Raw genomic sequence first — 15,962 nt, forward strand, 5'->3', positions numbered from 1 at the left:
CTTGAAGACAAAAGAACAAATGATATTAGGAATGAATTAATGGATAACACGAGTTTAAAGCAAATACTTTCTACTATTCAAACTTTTGAAGACTATGAAAAACTAAAGACCCCTATTGAAGAAGATCTCGCTAGGGCGGTTATTCATAAACAACAATTTCCAGAAGCATCATTAACACTCTTTTCAGACGGAACAAATATTGTCTTCTCATATGGGGAAAACAAAGTCATTAAAATTTTCCCGCCCTTTCATCGAAGTCAATTTGCAAGTGAGCGATTAGTGTTAATCCATTTGGATGGGAAACTTTCAGTAAAAACACCCACACTTGAACACGAGGGCGAAGTCTTTGGCTGGCCCTATCTAATCATGAGCAAACTTGAAGGAAAAAATTTAGAAACCCTTTGGGAAAGGATGCCCTACAACAATAAGATAGTCATTCTTCGCGAATTAGGGCAACTTATTCGAGAAGTTCATGCTTTACCAACAGATGGGCTTGAAGCAATTGATTGCAATTGGCCACAATTTCTTGAAAAACAAATAGCGAATTGTGTAGAACAACACCAACTAAAGGGCTTTCAGCGACTTTACTGCAACAGCTACCTGCCTATCTGGGCTCAATCAAAGAGACATTACCGAAGAACATAAAGCCAGTTATTTTAACGGGGGAATATACCCCGATGAATTTTTTGGTAACACAAATTGATGGCGTTTGGCATATCTGTGGGCTGATCGATTTTGGAGATGCGATGCTAGGGTTGCCTGAGTATGATTTACTTGGCCCAGGCGCTTTCTTGATACAAGGTGACAAGCAATTACTTCGTGAATTTTTAACTTCTTATGGTTATTTGCCAAATGAAATGACGGAGATCTTGAGTCATCAATTGATGGCATTAATGCTTCTCCATCAATATAGTAATTTAAATATTCAGGTAAGAATTCCTAATTGGAAGGATAAAGTGAATAACTTGAAGGAGTTAGAAGGTTTAGTTTGGGGATTTTAGCTCTAAAACTAGTTAATAGATGCTCAAACACCAAAATGCTAAATAAACATTGATCAACTATTTTTATACAACTGAGTAAACTACTATTTGTGATGATATAGGGCGCAGCAGCTTGTTCTCTTTTCATCATTGCAGCAGATATCCGATGCTTTAATACACAAAAATATAGGGATTCTGTGCCTTATCAAGCCAATGGAGCATCCTTAGTAAGTGTTTTTTTTCCAAAGCGATACAGCCATTAGTGGGTAAATTTGGCGAACGCCATATATGTATGAAAATGGCGCTACCTGCTCCTGCTATGGTTGGATTCATATTGTAATTTATAACAGCGCCAAAGTTATATAGTTCGATTAACATCGTTTCATAACTTTTCGCAGCGGTTGTACCATTGACCCAGCTGTTGTAGTGGCTACTGTTAACATCATCAATGAATTTGTCGTCTGCTGTAATATATTTATAATCCATTTTAAGTGCTAAGGGCTGTGTTCCAAATGCTTCACCGATTGGATATAAGCCTGCTGGTGTTTTTAAATCGCCTTCTTCCTTTTTTCCAATCGACGCTATCCCTTTTTTTCCAATAACCGCCCTAAAGGGAGAGCTAAACACTGGCACCCAAGCTCCTCGCCTTTGACATAAGCTCATCTCGGCCTTCATGCCTCCCAACGATTTAACAACAATAATTTGCGAGGTATGCCCTAGTATTTTTTTTACCTGTTTGGATGCGTGCAATACTTGGCAAGCATTATTGGGCTTATCAGCTGCGCCTAGTACAGGATTTGTTAATGCCAATATAAAAAAAATTACTGACCCTACCTGGTACATATAACCCATTTATAATCACCTATTTTCTTGTGCGATAGAGCTATTATAGATAGGGCATTGTTGTTTATCACTTCCTCCTACTTCTAAGTTCATAATATACTTTGGCGTCTGTTCAATGGAGCAAGCTAACCATGAAAAGAGAATCGCATTTATTTGCTGGCCATAAATTCTTTGAAGAAGCCGGAAGCCAAATATTAATTCGTCTGGCCAAAGTTGATTTTCGCGATACCAAGGAAACGGAGAGCCTTTACAAGCAGATTGAAGATTATTTAATAACACTTGAACACCATGCTCGCTGGGAAGAAGAGTTTATTTTTAATAAATTCTTTACTCAGAACGAAGTTTTATCGTTTTTTGGGGAACACACGGAGCTTGAGAATAAAGGAAAAGAAATCCTGGCAGATATTAAGGCGCTTTTACATCTGGCCCCTCAATCAAAGATTTGCAAAGGCAAACAGATCTATTTGGAATTTAGAAAATTCTATGCATCCAATCTTGTTCATTTTTATGAAGAGGAAACCCATTTTTTAAGCCTCTTACAAGCAAGAGCAACCGATGATGAAATCAGAGCTATCGACAAACCGATTTATCAAAATATGAGCAGTATTGACCTGGTAGAAATGATTAAACATCTCTTTCCACCGCTCAATATTAGCGAAAAGAAAACTATCCTCGATGATTTGAAATGTTACAACGGCACTAACTTTAATGCTGCTCTTTCGGAGATACGCATGATGTTTACTAGCAAGGAAGCCGTTGAGGTCTTTGGAGTAAGCGCACCCTAGTAGCGAATAGTAAGATTAGCAAGGCTTCAAGGCGGGGTAATACCTAGATAAGAATTAATGGAGACATTTTAGATTAGATCATATCCAAAATCTCTCCATGAATGCGCTCTGATTTACGCAACGTCGCGACTCTAATCCTGGGAATTCTCATTTTTTGAGCATTCTTAAACAGATTGGTCAGAATTAGGAGCAACAATGGGAGTCGACTCTTCGTCAAGTAGCTTCGTTGTTTCAGCCACAAAGAACCCTCCATAACTTAGTTCCGACCCAGTTATCAGTTTTTTAAGTTTATGGTATAACTTCGTTAAAAAGTCATCATGACGATGCTGTTCAAGAAGAGACTTAACCCTTGAATCAAGCGCATTGTCCATATTCTCAAGCATTTCTCCCGGATTTTTATTATCGGTGAGCGTTTCTTTAAGCCCAGCAATCAATGACACTTTTTCTTGTAGTAGCCCACTTGTTGCCTCAGCAGCTGCCTTTACTGACTCTTTTTCGGTTTCTTGCTGCAAATGCCGGTCATAGCTGTGTAAAAGCGAATTGATTGAGAGCAATTGATTGGTTTGCTTAATCCATTTTTGCTGTTCAATAGAAGGCAAATCCTTGGGCATGTTTGTTAAACTGTTATCCACAATATGCTGTACTAATTCACGCTCTTGTTTTGAGGCTGACGCATTTAAAAATTGACTGTGTAAATTCAGCAACATAAACACACTATATTGATAATCCGCGCGTTGCTTTAATTCTTCAAGGGTTGGAAACGGCTGTTCTTCATCATCGATGGCAAACCAAGGTTGCGGACCGAAAAATATTTGCTGCTTAAACTTTTCCTCTACCTCTAGGTTTTGGTTTTGAAATTGCTCAAGGTAATGCAAGCGCTCTGCATGCAATTGCAGATGCTTTTGTAATAAACCTTCAGGCGATAAATAGCGCTTATACACTTCTAGGAGATAGATTTTATTTTCTTCGTTGTCTTCAAAGTCCTCACTCAATAGATAAGATGCGAGCTGAGGCGCTGCTTCAACTAAGGAGCAGACGATTGCTTCACGAACCCGAGCAAAATCACTCTTGTTAGTAATAATAATTTCATCACTACCAATGACAGCATGATCTCGACTCTCCTTTCGTTTCGGAGAAATAGCTATGGAAGAGAATTTAAACAAAGCTGAATCCGATGACTGTAAGCGCTCTCTCGCAGCCTCAACGTCGTTATAAGCCACTAAATCGACCATACCGCCTCGTGTGCGATTTGCCCTTTTGGGATCTACTTCATCTAATATCTCAGGCTGATCGCTTTTATAAGTTGAATACTGGGATTCGCGAACATTTCCTAAGGGAGCCATCACTAAACTTTTCATGTCCCAATCAATTGGATTTTCCCAAGCACATAGGTTAACTTGCATCTCCCCCAATGAAAGCTTATTACGAGTATTGGCATCATAGCCGCTGCAGCTAAGGTCAGGAATCGCGTCGCACAAACTCTTCCAATCCGTCACGGGATATTTTTGCAAGCGATGAATATTTGCCCAATCCTGCGCTCTTGTTGCATCAGAAAATGCATCGAGATGGGCATTGATATCATCAATAGTAAAGATCTCACCCTCTTTTGACGCAACAATGCGGGTAAGCACACCTCCCTTGTTGTAACTACTTCCTCCAAAACGGCTTGCTGCTCTTCTTGCTTGCTTGTCACCTTCAACGATCACTGTAATGTCCCGTTTATGAAGAATTATAGTCATCATGCCGGTGTTATTATGCAATTGTGTAAGCGGTTTAGTATGAGTAACCATTGGGGGACCGGCTAAAGCCACTATATTTTGCCGACGATTAGCTAATTCGCTTAATGCCTGATTAAAGTTAACTTCTTGGCAATTGAGGATAAACAAATCGGTATCAGTGTTTTCAAATTGTTCAAGTAGTTGTTCTGCGGCAGTCTCACCTAAAGAGCCATTACCACAGTTAAGAGTAAATACTCGCATGCTTAAGGTCATGAATTACTCTCCTCCGTTTAGTCTTGTGATTAACTTTCATTATACATGGGAGTGGTTAAAAGTTATATAATCAGATCACAAATACCGCATCATTAAAAATAAATAAATTCACAACTTTTGAAAAAAACGATTATTTCTAGGTAATATGAGAGAATCACTCGGTTTGTTCATCCAGCCAAAGATGAATAATCAAGCTACCATTAATATTAATAATTCATTTTGAGATCGCTATGCGTAGTCCAAGTCTATTTGAAAATATAATTTGTGAAATCGATGCAGCCCTACGCACCCTAGCTCCGCCTGCTCAACGAGTGGTGCAACGGCAATCACCCGCTGAGGGATTGCATGAATCGACTTTGAGTTCACAGGAAAAGCGGCATATAGCAGGATTAATGCGAGTCAATCATGCCGGTGAGGTCTGCGCTCAAGCACTGTACCAAGGGCAAGCCCTGACAGCGCAACTTGCTCGGGTTAAAACGCAAATGGACGAAGCTGCTGCTGAAGAAATTGACCATTTAGCCTGGTGTGAACAACGATTATTGGAATTGGGCAGTCAACCCAGTGTATTGAATCCACTTTGGTATTTAGGTTCTTTCATGATTGGTTCTTTGGCGGGTATGGCAGGCGATCGTTGGAGTCTTGGTTTTGTGGCAGAAACAGAGCGACAAGTCACTCAACATTTGCAAAGCCATTTACAAAAATTACCTCCTCAAGATGAAAAATCAAAACTTATCTTAGAGCAGATGGAAGAGGATGAAGCTCATCATGCGGAGGTAGCTCAAGAAGCCGGTGCGGCTGAACTCCCTTTATTTATTAAGAAATTTATGCAGGGCGTTTCCAAATTGATGACCCATTCAAGTTATCATTTATGACTAATTTTATGCTCATTCTTGCAGCTTTTGCGTTAGTTTTACTTAATGCATTTTTTGTCGCTGCCGAATTTGGCATGGTGAAATTACGACATACCCGCGTTGCTATGATCAGGGAAGAATACCCCTGGCGAGGAAGTATTTTAGCCAAAGTGCATCATAACCTGGATACTTATTTATCAGCCTGTCAGCTTGGTATTACTCTCGCCTCTTTGGGATTAGGTTGGATAGGCGAGCCTGCTTTTGCACGTTTGCTTAACCCGTTTTTTTCGTGGATTGGACTCGCTCAACCCAAACTGCTTGAGGTGCTTAGCTTTATCTTTGCTTTCTCTCTCTTATCTTTTTTACACATCGTTGTTGGCGAACTCATGCCAAAATCGTTGGCAATTCGCCAAAGTGAACAAATTTCCTTATGGACAGCAGCCCCTCTCTACTTTTTTTATTGGCTTATGTATCCTGTGATTTGGCTACTTAACTCTTGCTCTAATCTCTTATTAAGAAGCTTAAGCTTAGATGTTGTCCACCCGGGGGAACAGTTTCACTCCAGCGAAGAAATCAAACTAATCCTGCGCTCTAGCGAATTGCATGGTGAATTAAGCCAACAGGAAACGAATATACTCTCTCATACACTCGATCTAGCTGATTTGACTGTCAGTGACATTATGCGCTCTTATGACGACATGGTAATGCTCGATAATCACATTTCGAGTAACACTTTAATGGAAACTTTGAATCACTATCACTACAGTCGTTATCCGGTTTATGACAAATCTAAAAAACATATTATCGGCATCCTCCATGTCAAAGATTTGCAACCTATTTTGCTAGAAACTCAAGAAAACGACGAACTTGTTCTCGAGGGGATCTTAAGACCTGTTCCCAAGATTTCCAATAGACTTCCTGTTCTAGCTTTATTACGTCAATTTCAAGAAGGTATGCCACATTTTGCCTTAGTTTATGGACGGCAACATGCAATTGTGGGTTTTGTCACTTTAGATAATTTATTGCATTTAGTCATCGGGGTTATTCAAGATGAATTCCATCAAACTCAGGATGCCTGGGTAGTGAACAAGGATGGTAGCCTGACCGTAAAAGGCGATTGTTCGCTCTATGCACTTGAACGTGCTTTACAACGTGAGTTAACTTTAGTCATCGATGAGGAAGAAGAGATAACGACCCTTGCTGGCCTAATTTTACATCAACATGGCTCGGTGCCTAAAGAAGGTGAAACCATTAGCTTTCCTGATTTTTCTGCTACTATAGAACAGATTCAAGGAGCACGAATCAAACAAGTAAGAATTATCCCTAACCATTAGACAACCCAATTCATGCGGCAATTTAAGCTTTGTAAGGATAAAAACTATGGGAACAGGCACTTCATTTATCGTGTTCGTTATTATGATTGCCTTTATTTTTGATTTTATTAATGGTTTTCATGACGCCGCAAACTCCATAGCAACCATAGTAACCACTGGCGTTCTAACCCCGCGTCAAGCAGTCATATGGGCTGCTGTTTTTAATTTTATGGCTTTCATGGTTTTTAGCTTAATGGTGGCGAAAACTATTGGTAATGGACTCATCGATACCACCATTGTAGATGCTCATCTCATTTTTGCAGCTCTAATTGGGGCAATTTTTTGGAATTTAGCCACCTGGTATTACGGATTGCCCTCCAGCTCATCTCATGCCTTAATTGGCGGACTCGCCGGAGCTGCAATAGCAAAGGGAGGCTTGGCAGCGCTCAAGCCTGTAGGGTTTATAAAAGTGGCTATAGGTATCTTTGTTTCTCCTGCTGTGGGCCTAGCATTTGGATTTCTACTTGCATTCTTAATGGGTCTTCTCTTAAATAAATATCCTGAAGAAGTGCTCAATAGAGTATTTAAAGGCTTTCAACTCGCATCCTCAGCTTTATTAAGCCTAACGCATGGTGGTAATGATGCGCAAAAAACCATGGGGATCATTGCTGTTCTCCTTTTTTCCTCTTCCTTTCTTGGCGATACCTTTTATGTTCCCTTTTGGGTCATTATTTCTTGCCAAACAGTAATTAGTTTAGGAACCTTAGTCGGGGGATGGCGAATTGTGCACACAATGGGCACTAAAATTACTGAACTCAATACCATGCGAGGCTGCGCGGCTGAGACGGGTGCAGCAATAATGATTTTTACAGCAACGGAATGCGGTATTCCTGTTTCAACGACCCACACAGTCACCGGATCCATTGCAGGGGTCGGGCTTAACAACGGTCTTAAAGGAGCTCATTGGCCGGTTTTAAGGCGCATTTTCCTCTCTTGGCTTCTCACTATTCCAGCGGCAGGAATTATTGCAGCCGCCATCATGATGACCTTTGGTTAGGCAACAAACCAACGAAATACTTCTCGAGTTAGCCTGGTTAAAAATAAAGCATAAGCAAAGGAGCCAATATAAGCCAAAACTAATACTAATCCGTCTTCTTCTGAGATACCTAAGCCAAATAAAATGATCAGGAAAGCGAAAATAAAATTACTAAAAGGAATAGGAAGTAGCAGCAAGAAACTCAAAGCGAATAAAACCACTCCATGTAAGCGCTCCATAGCTGGCGAACTAAAAAATAGCCAACGAGGCTTCAATAAATGTTCGATTGATAATAAATAAGGGAGTGTTTTATTAATCACAGCCGCTAATTTTTTAGTTTCGATTTTACGATTCGCCAATCGGTTGGGTAGCCATAAACTGGGCTTGCCAATAATAATGTGAATGGCGATAAAAACGATGGGTAAACCAAAAATAAAAGAGAACCCAGGCACCACGGAAATGGGTAGAGCACTAGGTAACGCAAACAGAATAATAATTAAACCATAAGCTTGAGGGCCAATTGAGCTGACTAACTCACCATAAGTGATAGTGCCGCCTTGTTCCTGTTTTTTTGCCAGCTGCTTAAATAATGCAGCAATTCCAGTATGTTTAATCACCTTTTTGTTCTTTTTTATACAACTCACTATTAAAGCGACCATAAAACCAGTAAATAACTATACCCGTTATCATCCAAATGATAAAGCGCAGCATGGTAATCCATGGCAGGTAAAAAATTAAATAAGTACAACTCAGAATGCCTAAAATCGGAATGACTGGCATGAAGGGCGTTTTAAAAGGACGCGGTAAATCGGGTTGCAAATAATGCAAGATTATGACTCCGGCACAAACGGTAATAAAGGCGAAAAGAGTGCCAATATTCACCAGCTCCGCCAACTCATGCATCGGTATTAATGCCGCTAACAAGCCTATGACTAAACCGCAGCTGAGAATAATTCGAATAGGTGTCCGTGTTCGCGGGTTAACTACCGAAAAATACGTGGGTAATAAGCCATCACGCGCCATAGCTAAAAAAATTCGACTTAAACCATAAAAGAGGACAAGCATGACCGTCGTTAAGCCTGCGATAGCTCCCACACCGACCAGGGCCGCCGCTAGTTTATATCCTAAACGAAGTAAAACATGACTAATCGGTGAGGAGACATTTAAACTGTAGTAGGGAACTATTCCAGTCAGTAGTCCAGCCACAATGATGTATAGAATAGTACAAATAAGCAACGAACCGATAATCCCTATTGGCACATCACGTGAGGGCTTTATTGCTTCTTCAGCAGCAGTTGAAACCGCATCAAAACCAATGTAAGAAAAAAAGATTAACGAGGCGCCCTCAATCACTCCGTGCCACCCAAAGGGCATAAAAGGAGACCAATATCGTTCTTGCACTTCGGTGACTGCGATACCAATAAAAATAAAAATGACAATGAGCTTCACGATCACTATAAAATTATTAAACCGAGAGCTCGATTTCACACCATAGATTAGCATGAGCGCTAAAAAGCCAATAATTGCAAAAGCAGAAAAATTAAAGATCCCCCCATCTCCCAACCCATGGCGCAAACTAGGGTGCAGTTTGAATTTGAGTGCCTGTAAAAAATCATTGAAATAGCCACTCCAACCTACTGCCACCGCAGAAACAGAAATCGAATATTCAAGCAGTAGATCCCAGCCGACAATCCAGGCAATTAACTCACCAAAGCCTGCATAGGCATAACCATAGGCACTCCCGCACCCCCCCACGCTGGACGCCAATTCTGCATAAGATAAAGCAGCAAAAGCGCAGGCAAATCCGGCAATAATATAAGATAAAATAATGGCTGGACCTGACTGGGTTGCCGCCACAATTCCCGTTAACACAAAGATTCCTGCTCCGACAATTGCGCCCACACCGAGGAAGGTTAAATCAAAGGCGGACAAGCATTGCGCTAGTCCACTTTCCGTTTTAAGAGGGTCATTAATCGCTTTTTTGCGCAACAAGTCCATGTTAGTATGCTCTCGGGAAAATAGTTATGAAAAAGGAAATTGTTACATGAAGTTAAAAGCAAAACTACTCTCTTTGATAAGCGCTCTAGTTATGACTAGCTCTGCTTTCGCTGCATTTGAAGATCAAGGTCCCAAAGCCTGCCCCAGTGTGAGCGCAATTAAAGCAGAAGGGGTATCCATGGCGCTTGAATTTTTTCCTAAAATATTTCTTACCTACCAATTTAGCGATTATGGCACTTCCCATAATTGGTTCTTTGCTGTCGGCTTTTTCAAGCAAGAGAAAGAAAGTGACGCCATTGCTGAAGGAAAGAAATCCCTCGTTAAGTTAACAGGGAGCCCAAAACCTTTACTTAACGAAGAGGGTTATTGGCTTTGCGATTACGAAATAGGCGAAAAATTAGCCGCAGTGGCAATTTATGCTGATCTAAAAAATCCTTTGCCTCTCATGAAACAGTTTTTTCAAAAGTTAAGTTAATTGAGAAATGGTCGAGTTGGGAATAACAAATTATGCAGCGATGCACATGGTGTATTAAAGATCCTCTTTATATGGCCTATCACGATGAAGAATGGGGAGTTCCGGTAAAAAATTCCCAAAAATTATTCGAGATGATAGTTTTAGAAAGCATGCAAGCGGGTTTAAGTTGGTTCACTGTTTTAAAAAAACGAGAAGCCATGCGCGAAGCTTTTTTAAATTTTGCTCCGGAAAAATTAGCTCAGCTCTCTGAGGAAAAGCTGGAAAATTTGTTGAACAACAGCGCGATTATACGTAATCGCTTAAAAATAAAATCGGTAAAAACCAATGCGCAAAGTTTTTTACGTGTCGCCGAACGTGAAAATATTATCGATTATTTCTGGCAGTTTACCGGCGGAGAAATCCTGCAACCTAAACTCGAATCACTGCAACAAATTCCTGCAGTCACCCCCGAATCCAGTGCCATGGCCAAGCAATTAAAAAAAGATGGCTTTAGTTTTATGGGGCCAACGACCTGCTATGCCTTTATGCAATCTGTAGGAATGGTTAACGATCATATTATCTGCTGTTTTCGTCACAATCAATTGAGCTAGTGTCTATAATTTACACATTAATATGATTGGAGCAGCGTGATGAAAGGAATGATGGCTAAGCTTATCTTATTTATTTTAATTCTTTTTAGTTCTTCAGTCTTCGCGGATAAAATTCTCCTGACTGGAAGGCCTGTCGTGTTATTACCCACTATGGATTTTTATAGTTTTCCTAACGCTTATGTAGCCAGCCATAATTATCATTTTGTTAATGTAAGTGGGGATAATCGAGTTTGTTTTATTAATGCGCAACCACCGCTTAAATCTCTCGATTTATTGCGGATCACGATCGCGCAAAACAATAAAAAATTTCTATGGTACTGTTATCGTTACGATCCACGGTATTTTGTGGTCGATTTTTGAGTAGCGATTGGGCCTTGACCCTGAGGTATCTTCACCTTTTTTTGAATAATATTTCGAGCCAAATCCAGTGTTTTACTGAACCGTTCAGCCTGAGGAGGAGCGCCAGCGACGTCTCGAAGGCCTGTCCCTGAGGCACTCGAAGGAGGGCTTTGCGCCAAGGCTTCGAGACAGCGCTAAGCGCACCCGAGCATCCTGAGTCTCTCGAAGGACTCAGCCCGAAGGGATCGAGCTACTGATTGGAGCAACACCTATTTTTTGTTCAAAAAAAAGTGACGATCCCTCAGGCCTTGACCCAATTTACAGCAGTAGCGTACTCTTAAATGATTGAATATGACGATAAGCATTCTCAATGCGAGCTTGACTAATCTCACCTGATTTTACTTTTGCTTCGATAATATCAATGACTTCTTTGGGATCTTGAGGCGTCTTAGATAATTGATTGCCAAATATAAACATATCAGCCCCTGCATTGACGGCCAAAGTGACTGCTTGTTCTAAACCATAATGGTCGCTAATCGCTTTCATTTGCATGTCGTCGGTAATAATCACACCATTAAATTGTAATTGTTCTCGCAAAATACCGGTCAAGATCTTGTGTGATAAGGTAGCAGGCAAACCTGATTCATCGAGTTTTCGATTGACGATATGCGCAGTCATCACCATATTACAGCCTTCATCTCCAGCCAAGAGCTGCTTGTAAGGCTCCAATTCAGATTCTTGCCAACTCTCACTCACATCAACAAAATCTAAATGCGAGTCCGAATTAGAGCTTCCATGGCCAGGAAAATGTTTATAGGCACATTGTGATTTATGCTGTAGGAAATAACGCGAATAAATAGTTGCGAAGCTGGCTACTTCGCCGGGATCAGCAGAAAAACTACGACCTAATTGGCCAATGATGGGATTATCTGGATTGACATTGACATCGATATCAGGGGCAAAATTTAAATTAAACCCGGCATTTTCTAAAGTTCTACCCATATTATCCGCTAATTCGGCAGCCTCTTCTTTTTTCATTTTGCCAACCACAGCTGCTGGGAGAGTCTCTGGAAATCCGTATTCCTTACCTAATCGATTAACCGCGCCACCTTCATAATCAACCGAAATTAATAAAGGTAATTGTGCACGATGGTATTTTTGATTGGCACGTTCATTGGCTTGTTGCAATTGGTAATTCAGTTTTTTTACCTGCGCTGGACTTTCAATATTTTTATCGAAAGTATCTGTGCGATAGTTATAATCAAATAAAATAACGCCACCGATATTTTCTTGATTAATTGCTTTGATAATAGGAGAATCTTTATCTACTTGTTTACCTTCAAAGCCTATAATAAGCATTTGACCGATTTTATCTCGTAAACTTACGGGTTGAGTCGCTAGGGTTTGCTCCACAGTGAATAGAGCGACAGTTAAGATTAACAGTTTAAAAAACTTCATAGTTCATCCTCATAAGAAGGACTGCATATGATAACAATTTAAACAAAAAGAATCAATATTATACTTACCGCGCTCAAAAAGACTCTCTTTTTTCTCTTAGTAATTCTTCTCAATATTGTTTATATTCTCAATAGGTTATAACATTCTTCCAAGCTAGGATTACTATGTGGAAATCTCTTATTTCTATTGGCTTAGGTGCAGCTTTAGGTGCCATTTTTCGCTGGTTTCTAAGTCTTAAACTCAATCATCTCTTTCCTTCAATACCGCCAGGGACACTGGTCGCAAATCTTATTGGTGGATATATCATTGGCTTAGCTATTGCATATTTTACTTCTATGCCGAGCATTTCCTCGGAATGGCGTTTATTTATCATTACCGGTTTTTGTGGAGGGTTAACGACTTTTTCCACTTTTTCTGCGGAGATAGTCGCTTTATTACAAGAAGAACAATACGGGATGTTTTTGGGAGAAATTGCTTCTCATTTAATGGGTTCCATATTGATGACTATAGCCGGCATGGCAACTTGGTTTGGATTACAGCACTTCATTAAATAGACTAAATTGCTAGTTTCAAGAAACTTATGCTACTTTTTAATTGAACCTTTTTGGGATGATTATGATGAAATCTTTTATCGAACAAGCGCGAATCTATGGGACCTATCATCAAAAACCAATCACTCGCTATACCCATTTTGTGGGTGTACCCTTAATTATTTTCTCATTAATGGTCCTTTTTGGTTTTCTTCACTTGGTCATTCCCGGTGTCATGGATATTACTCTGGCAGGCCTCGCCACCTTTGCCTTACTTGTTTACTACTATTTTCTTAATTGGCGTTTAGCATTAGTTCTCACTGCCGTCTTTATTATCTTGCTTTGGCTTGCAAATCTTGTGAGCTACTATGGGCCGACTAGCTCAGCTCTATGGATTTTTTTCATTACCTTTATCCTGGGCTGGGCACTGCAATTGATTGGCCATTTTTTTGAAGGCCATCGTCCAGCTTTGCTCGATAATATTTGGCAAGCGCTCATTGCGCCCATGTTTTTAACTGCTGAACTCTTTTTCTTAGGCGGGCGTATGCAGGATTTACAAGAACAAATCCAAGGTATAGAGGAGAAGGAAGAACCCATCCATCAAGAAAGTTCTATCAATAATGATAGAGAACCTAAAATCTAGGTTGGGGCAATTAAAACCCGCTGTATAGACAGCAGGTTTTAATTGGTAGAGAGTTAAGAGATAGTACAAGTCTCTTGTTGTGCGAGGTGTAGGAGGCCCCGTTCCTTCGGATTTGCAAAGCTTCGGTTTCGATTTAGCCGCAACCCAGACGCTGCTTTGTGGGTCACGCCAGTTCCTTTGGTTTTGTCTTCAGCTTGAAGCGGAGTGTTGCTCATCTATACGCCCTGCCGCAAGAATGTACTATTTTAAGAACCTGCGCCTTATTGCTTGCTTTGTGAGCACATTGATTTATAATGAGACTTATATTTTCCACAGAGATTCTTAACCCCTCACTAGAAAGTAATAATCTAATAACAGGCTTCTTCTTATTAAAATATAAAGGTGATAACAATGCTATTAAGCCACGATGGCAGCACTTTACTTGAGGTTAACGAAAATGACATCAAGAATGGCTTTTTTGAGATTCCCATTGGCGTAACCATAATTGGACGTAAGGTATTTTCGCGCTGCGTAAACCTGCAGCAAATCACTATTCCTGAGGGTGTGAGCTCAATTCCCCGTGGTGCATTTTCATGGTGCAGCAACCTGCAGCAAATCAACATTCCTGAGAGCGTGACTTCGATTGGGGATGAAGCATTTTTGGGCTGCCAAAACCTGCAACAAATAACCATTCCCGAGAGCGTGACTTCGATTGGGGACAAAGCATTTGCATTCTGCCACAACCTGCTGCAAATCAACATTCCTGAGAGCGTGACTTCGTTTGGGGATTCAGCATTTTTGGACTGCCGAAACCTGCAACAAATAACCATTCCTGAGGGTGTGATCTCGATTGGCCGTTGGACATTTGCGCAATGCAAGAGCCTGAAACAAATTACTATCCCTGATAGCGTGACCTCGATTGGGGATGAGGCATTTGAGAGGTGCGAGAGTCTGCAACAAATAATCATTCCTGAGAATATTACCTCGATTGGTGCTGGGGCATTTAATTATTGCAAAAATTTGCAAAGCATACTCATTAATGGCTTTGATGAGAGTAAAAGAGAACGTATTATCCAATTAATGCCCGAGGACTTAAGGAATAAGGTGGTTATCTATTCGGGAGGCGAACTTACTAAGCTATGGGACAAAGAACTCAGAAGAATTACAAACGCACCAGAAGCAAATCCGCTCTACTCCCGCATGCCCAGGATGGTTCAAGCTGGATTACCTGAATTACCCAACGAAGTACTTGTGAAAGTCAACCAATTCGTAGGCTCAAATAATGTTTGTTACAAACAGGCATTAGCTGCAATAAAGGACGTTCCTTTACCAATAATTCAAGATGGGAAAGAAGGCAAACAAGCCTATGAAACAAAAATAAAAAACATAGTAGATAACTGCATCAGGCATGGACAGCCTAGCGACCCTAATAATTATTCTTTCTTATTAAATGCCCTCACTGCAACTGCGGCTATTGGTGCGCTGGCATTAACTGTAGCAGCTTTGGTCACTGCTCTTGTGATTACCTCTCCATACCTTTCTATTTCCTTGCTTGCCGTAGGCGTAGTCTGTGGGGTCGCTGCTGCCGGTACATTTTTTTATCGTTCCTGCGCGATGCCTAAGGATGAGCCAGTATGCGTCTATTCTTCAGAAGAGTCTGCTGTACCTGGATAAATTAAGAATTCTATCGACTTAATTTGGTGTATTTAATTTAATTAGCCAAAAATAAATTAAAACCAATCAATAAAGCAACCCTCTATGAGGGATACTTATGAAAGAAATGCATTCAAATAAAGAATTCAATAGAGTTGTTTTCCCATGTTGCTACATGAGTTAAGAAGGGGTTTGAAGTCCTCGAGACCGGAAATGTACGCTAAGCATAATTTCAGTGTTAATTAAAAACAATTTGGCTAATTTATATTTTTTTGAAGTTATTAATATCCCAATAGACAGTTAATATATCGATTTGAATTTGTTATAAATCATACTGTTATCTCTTAACGTACAGCTCCGGTCTCGAGGACTTCAAACCCCTTTAGGGCGATCATCAATCATTATTCTATTTTTTATTGAGCCTTTGCCGTTTAGGGCTACCATATCGTTTTCGATATTTCTTATGCTGATGCCTAAGATGTTTGTACAGTTGCCCTC

17 protein-coding genes and 1 pseudogene are annotated in these 15,962 nt (G+C 40.3%); 12 read left to right on the forward strand and 6 right to left on the reverse strand.

The window, feature by feature from the left end:
* The first annotated feature begins 39 nt into the window (after window positions 1–39).
* The gene (locus Ldro_RS16785; RefSeq protein WP_238583998.1) at window positions 40–645 is read left to right on the forward strand and encodes an aminoglycoside phosphotransferase family protein; all 606 of its coding nucleotides are present in this window, start codon (window positions 40–42) and stop codon (window positions 643–645) included.
* Complete coding sequence (locus Ldro_RS16790; RefSeq protein ID WP_238583999.1) at window positions 546–1,001, forward strand: phosphotransferase; 456 nt, start codon at window positions 546–548, stop codon at window positions 999–1,001. Before Ldro_RS16785 ends, Ldro_RS16790 begins: the two co-directional genes overlap by 100 nt.
* Window positions 1,002–1,151: 150 nt before the next feature.
* Here the strand turns inward: Ldro_RS16790 and Ldro_RS09105 are convergent, their stop codons facing one another.
* Window positions 1,152–1,832, reverse strand: a complete 681-nt coding sequence (locus Ldro_RS09105; RefSeq protein WP_083497942.1) for a L,D-transpeptidase family protein — start codon at window positions 1,830–1,832, stop codon at window positions 1,152–1,154.
* A gap of 122 nt (window positions 1,833–1,954) precedes the next feature.
* Here Ldro_RS09105 and Ldro_RS09110 point away from each other — a divergent pair, with 122 nt between their 5' ends.
* Entirely contained in the window at window positions 1,955–2,608 is a 654-nt protein-coding gene (locus tag Ldro_RS09110; protein ID WP_058496120.1) for a DUF2972 domain-containing protein, read from the forward strand.
* 164 nt (window positions 2,609–2,772) lie between these two features.
* Here Ldro_RS09110 and Ldro_RS09115 read toward each other — a convergent pair whose 3' ends face one another.
* Complete coding sequence (locus Ldro_RS09115; protein ID WP_058496121.1) at window positions 2,773–4,599, reverse strand: exonuclease/endonuclease/phosphatase family protein; 1,827 nt, start codon at window positions 4,597–4,599, stop codon at window positions 2,773–2,775.
* A gap of 230 nt (window positions 4,600–4,829) precedes the next feature.
* Here Ldro_RS09115 and coq7 point away from each other — a divergent pair, with 230 nt between their 5' ends.
* Genes coq7 through Ldro_RS09130 form a run of 3 tightly spaced genes read left to right on the forward strand, consistent with a single transcriptional unit; the run spans window position 4,830 to window position 7,820 of the window.
* Window positions 4,830–5,471, forward strand: a complete 642-nt coding sequence (coq7, locus tag Ldro_RS09120; RefSeq protein WP_058496122.1) for a 2-polyprenyl-3-methyl-6-methoxy-1,4-benzoquinone monooxygenase — start codon at window positions 4,830–4,832, stop codon at window positions 5,469–5,471.
* Window positions 5,468–6,784 (forward strand): hemolysin family protein, encoded by a 1,317-nt coding sequence (locus Ldro_RS09125; RefSeq protein WP_058496123.1) that lies wholly within the window; start codon window positions 5,468–5,470, stop codon window positions 6,782–6,784. Before coq7 ends, Ldro_RS09125 begins: the two co-directional genes overlap by 4 nt.
* Before the next feature lie 46 nt (window positions 6,785–6,830).
* Window positions 6,831–7,820, forward strand: coding sequence for an inorganic phosphate transporter (locus tag Ldro_RS09130; protein WP_058496124.1), 990 nt, complete (start codon window positions 6,831–6,833; stop codon window positions 7,818–7,820).
* On the opposite strand, the gene Ldro_RS09135 is transcribed toward Ldro_RS09130, so the two are convergent.
* The gene (locus Ldro_RS09135; RefSeq protein ID WP_238584000.1) at window positions 7,817–8,416 is read right to left on the reverse strand and encodes an exopolysaccharide biosynthesis protein; all 600 of its coding nucleotides are present in this window, start codon (window positions 8,414–8,416) and stop codon (window positions 7,817–7,819) included. The two genes, Ldro_RS09130 and Ldro_RS09135, sit on opposite strands and share 4 nt — an antisense overlap.
* Window positions 8,409–9,797 carry an amino acid permease gene (locus Ldro_RS09140; protein WP_058496126.1) on the reverse strand — a complete coding sequence of 463 codons (1,389 nt, stop codon included), beginning with the start codon at window positions 9,795–9,797 and terminating at the stop codon, window positions 8,409–8,411. Before Ldro_RS09140 ends, Ldro_RS09135 begins: the two co-directional genes overlap by 8 nt.
* Before the next feature lie 46 nt (window positions 9,798–9,843).
* Here Ldro_RS09140 and Ldro_RS09145 point away from each other — a divergent pair, with 46 nt between their 5' ends.
* Genes Ldro_RS09145 through Ldro_RS09155 form a run of 3 tightly spaced genes read left to right on the forward strand, consistent with a single transcriptional unit; the run spans window position 9,844 to window position 11,222 of the window.
* Window positions 9,844–10,272 carry a DUF4949 domain-containing protein gene (locus Ldro_RS09145; protein WP_058496127.1) on the forward strand — a complete coding sequence of 143 codons (429 nt, stop codon included), beginning with the start codon at window positions 9,844–9,846 and terminating at the stop codon, window positions 10,270–10,272.
* A 32-nt stretch (window positions 10,273–10,304) separates the two neighbouring features.
* A complete protein-coding gene (locus Ldro_RS09150; RefSeq protein WP_058496128.1) occupies window positions 10,305–10,862 on the forward strand; it encodes a DNA-3-methyladenine glycosylase I in 558 nt (185 codons plus the stop codon).
* Between the two features lie 39 nt (window positions 10,863–10,901).
* The gene (locus Ldro_RS09155; RefSeq protein WP_058496129.1) at window positions 10,902–11,222 is read left to right on the forward strand and encodes a hypothetical protein; all 321 of its coding nucleotides are present in this window, start codon (window positions 10,902–10,904) and stop codon (window positions 11,220–11,222) included.
* 297 nt (window positions 11,223–11,519) lie between these two features.
* Here Ldro_RS09155 and Ldro_RS09160 read toward each other — a convergent pair whose 3' ends face one another.
* Window positions 11,520–12,659, reverse strand: coding sequence for a glycoside hydrolase family 3 protein (locus Ldro_RS09160; protein WP_058496130.1), 1,140 nt, complete (start codon window positions 12,657–12,659; stop codon window positions 11,520–11,522).
* 164 nt (window positions 12,660–12,823) lie between these two features.
* Between Ldro_RS09160 and crcB the strand changes: the two genes are divergently transcribed.
* From crcB to Ldro_RS09175, 3 genes are all read left to right on the forward strand, one after another.
* Window positions 12,824–13,213, forward strand: coding sequence for a fluoride efflux transporter CrcB (gene crcB / locus Ldro_RS09165; protein ID WP_058496131.1), 390 nt, complete (start codon window positions 12,824–12,826; stop codon window positions 13,211–13,213).
* Window positions 13,214–13,277: 64 nt separating this feature from the next.
* Entirely contained in the window at window positions 13,278–13,832 is a 555-nt protein-coding gene (locus Ldro_RS09170) for an Mpo1 family 2-hydroxy fatty acid dioxygenase (protein WP_058496132.1), read from the forward strand.
* A gap of 390 nt (window positions 13,833–14,222) precedes the next feature.
* Window positions 14,223–15,485 (forward strand): leucine-rich repeat domain-containing protein, encoded by a 1,263-nt coding sequence (locus tag Ldro_RS09175; RefSeq protein ID WP_058496133.1) that lies wholly within the window; start codon window positions 14,223–14,225, stop codon window positions 15,483–15,485.
* Window positions 15,486–15,848: 363 nt separating this feature from the next.
* Here Ldro_RS09175 and Ldro_RS17020 read toward each other — a convergent pair.
* A pseudogene (locus tag Ldro_RS17020) lies at window positions 15,849–15,962 on the reverse strand (IS30 family transposase); the annotation flags it as partial.

Origin of the sequence: Legionella drozanskii LLAP-1, from assembly GCF_001467585.1 — a bacterium.
Lineage (GTDB): Bacteria > Pseudomonadota > Gammaproteobacteria > Legionellales > Legionellaceae > Tatlockia > Tatlockia drozanskii.

Bases quoted from the DNA above. Each gene is read 5' to 3' on its own strand.
- Ldro_RS16785 (WP_238583998.1), top strand. From the start codon at position 40: ATGGATAACACGAGTTTAAAGCAAATACTTTCTACTATTCAAACTTTT.
- Ldro_RS09105 (WP_083497942.1), bottom strand. From the start codon at position 1,832: ATGGGTTATATGTACCAGGTAGGGTCAGTAATTTTTTTTATATTGGCA.
- Ldro_RS09110 (WP_058496120.1), top strand. From the start codon at position 1,955: ATGAAAAGAGAATCGCATTTATTTGCTGGCCATAAATTCTTTGAAGAA.
- Ldro_RS09115 (WP_058496121.1), bottom strand. From the start codon at position 4,599: ATGACCTTAAGCATGCGAGTATTTACTCTTAACTGTGGTAATGGCTCT.
- coq7 (WP_058496122.1), top strand. From the start codon at position 4,830: ATGCGTAGTCCAAGTCTATTTGAAAATATAATTTGTGAAATCGATGCA.
- Ldro_RS09125 (WP_058496123.1), top strand. From the start codon at position 5,468: ATGACTAATTTTATGCTCATTCTTGCAGCTTTTGCGTTAGTTTTACTT.
- Ldro_RS09130 (WP_058496124.1), top strand. From the start codon at position 6,831: ATGGGAACAGGCACTTCATTTATCGTGTTCGTTATTATGATTGCCTTT.
- Ldro_RS09140 (WP_058496126.1), bottom strand. From the start codon at position 9,797: ATGGACTTGTTGCGCAAAAAAGCGATTAATGACCCTCTTAAAACGGAA.
- Ldro_RS09145 (WP_058496127.1), top strand. From the start codon at position 9,844: ATGAAGTTAAAAGCAAAACTACTCTCTTTGATAAGCGCTCTAGTTATG.
- Ldro_RS09150 (WP_058496128.1), top strand. From the start codon at position 10,305: ATGCAGCGATGCACATGGTGTATTAAAGATCCTCTTTATATGGCCTAT.
- Ldro_RS09155 (WP_058496129.1), top strand. From the start codon at position 10,902: ATGAAAGGAATGATGGCTAAGCTTATCTTATTTATTTTAATTCTTTTT.
- Ldro_RS09160 (WP_058496130.1), bottom strand. From the start codon at position 12,659: ATGAAGTTTTTTAAACTGTTAATCTTAACTGTCGCTCTATTCACTGTG.
- crcB (WP_058496131.1), top strand. From the start codon at position 12,824: ATGTGGAAATCTCTTATTTCTATTGGCTTAGGTGCAGCTTTAGGTGCC.
- Ldro_RS09170 (WP_058496132.1), top strand. From the start codon at position 13,278: ATGAAATCTTTTATCGAACAAGCGCGAATCTATGGGACCTATCATCAA.
- Ldro_RS09175 (WP_058496133.1), top strand. From the start codon at position 14,223: ATGCTATTAAGCCACGATGGCAGCACTTTACTTGAGGTTAACGAAAAT.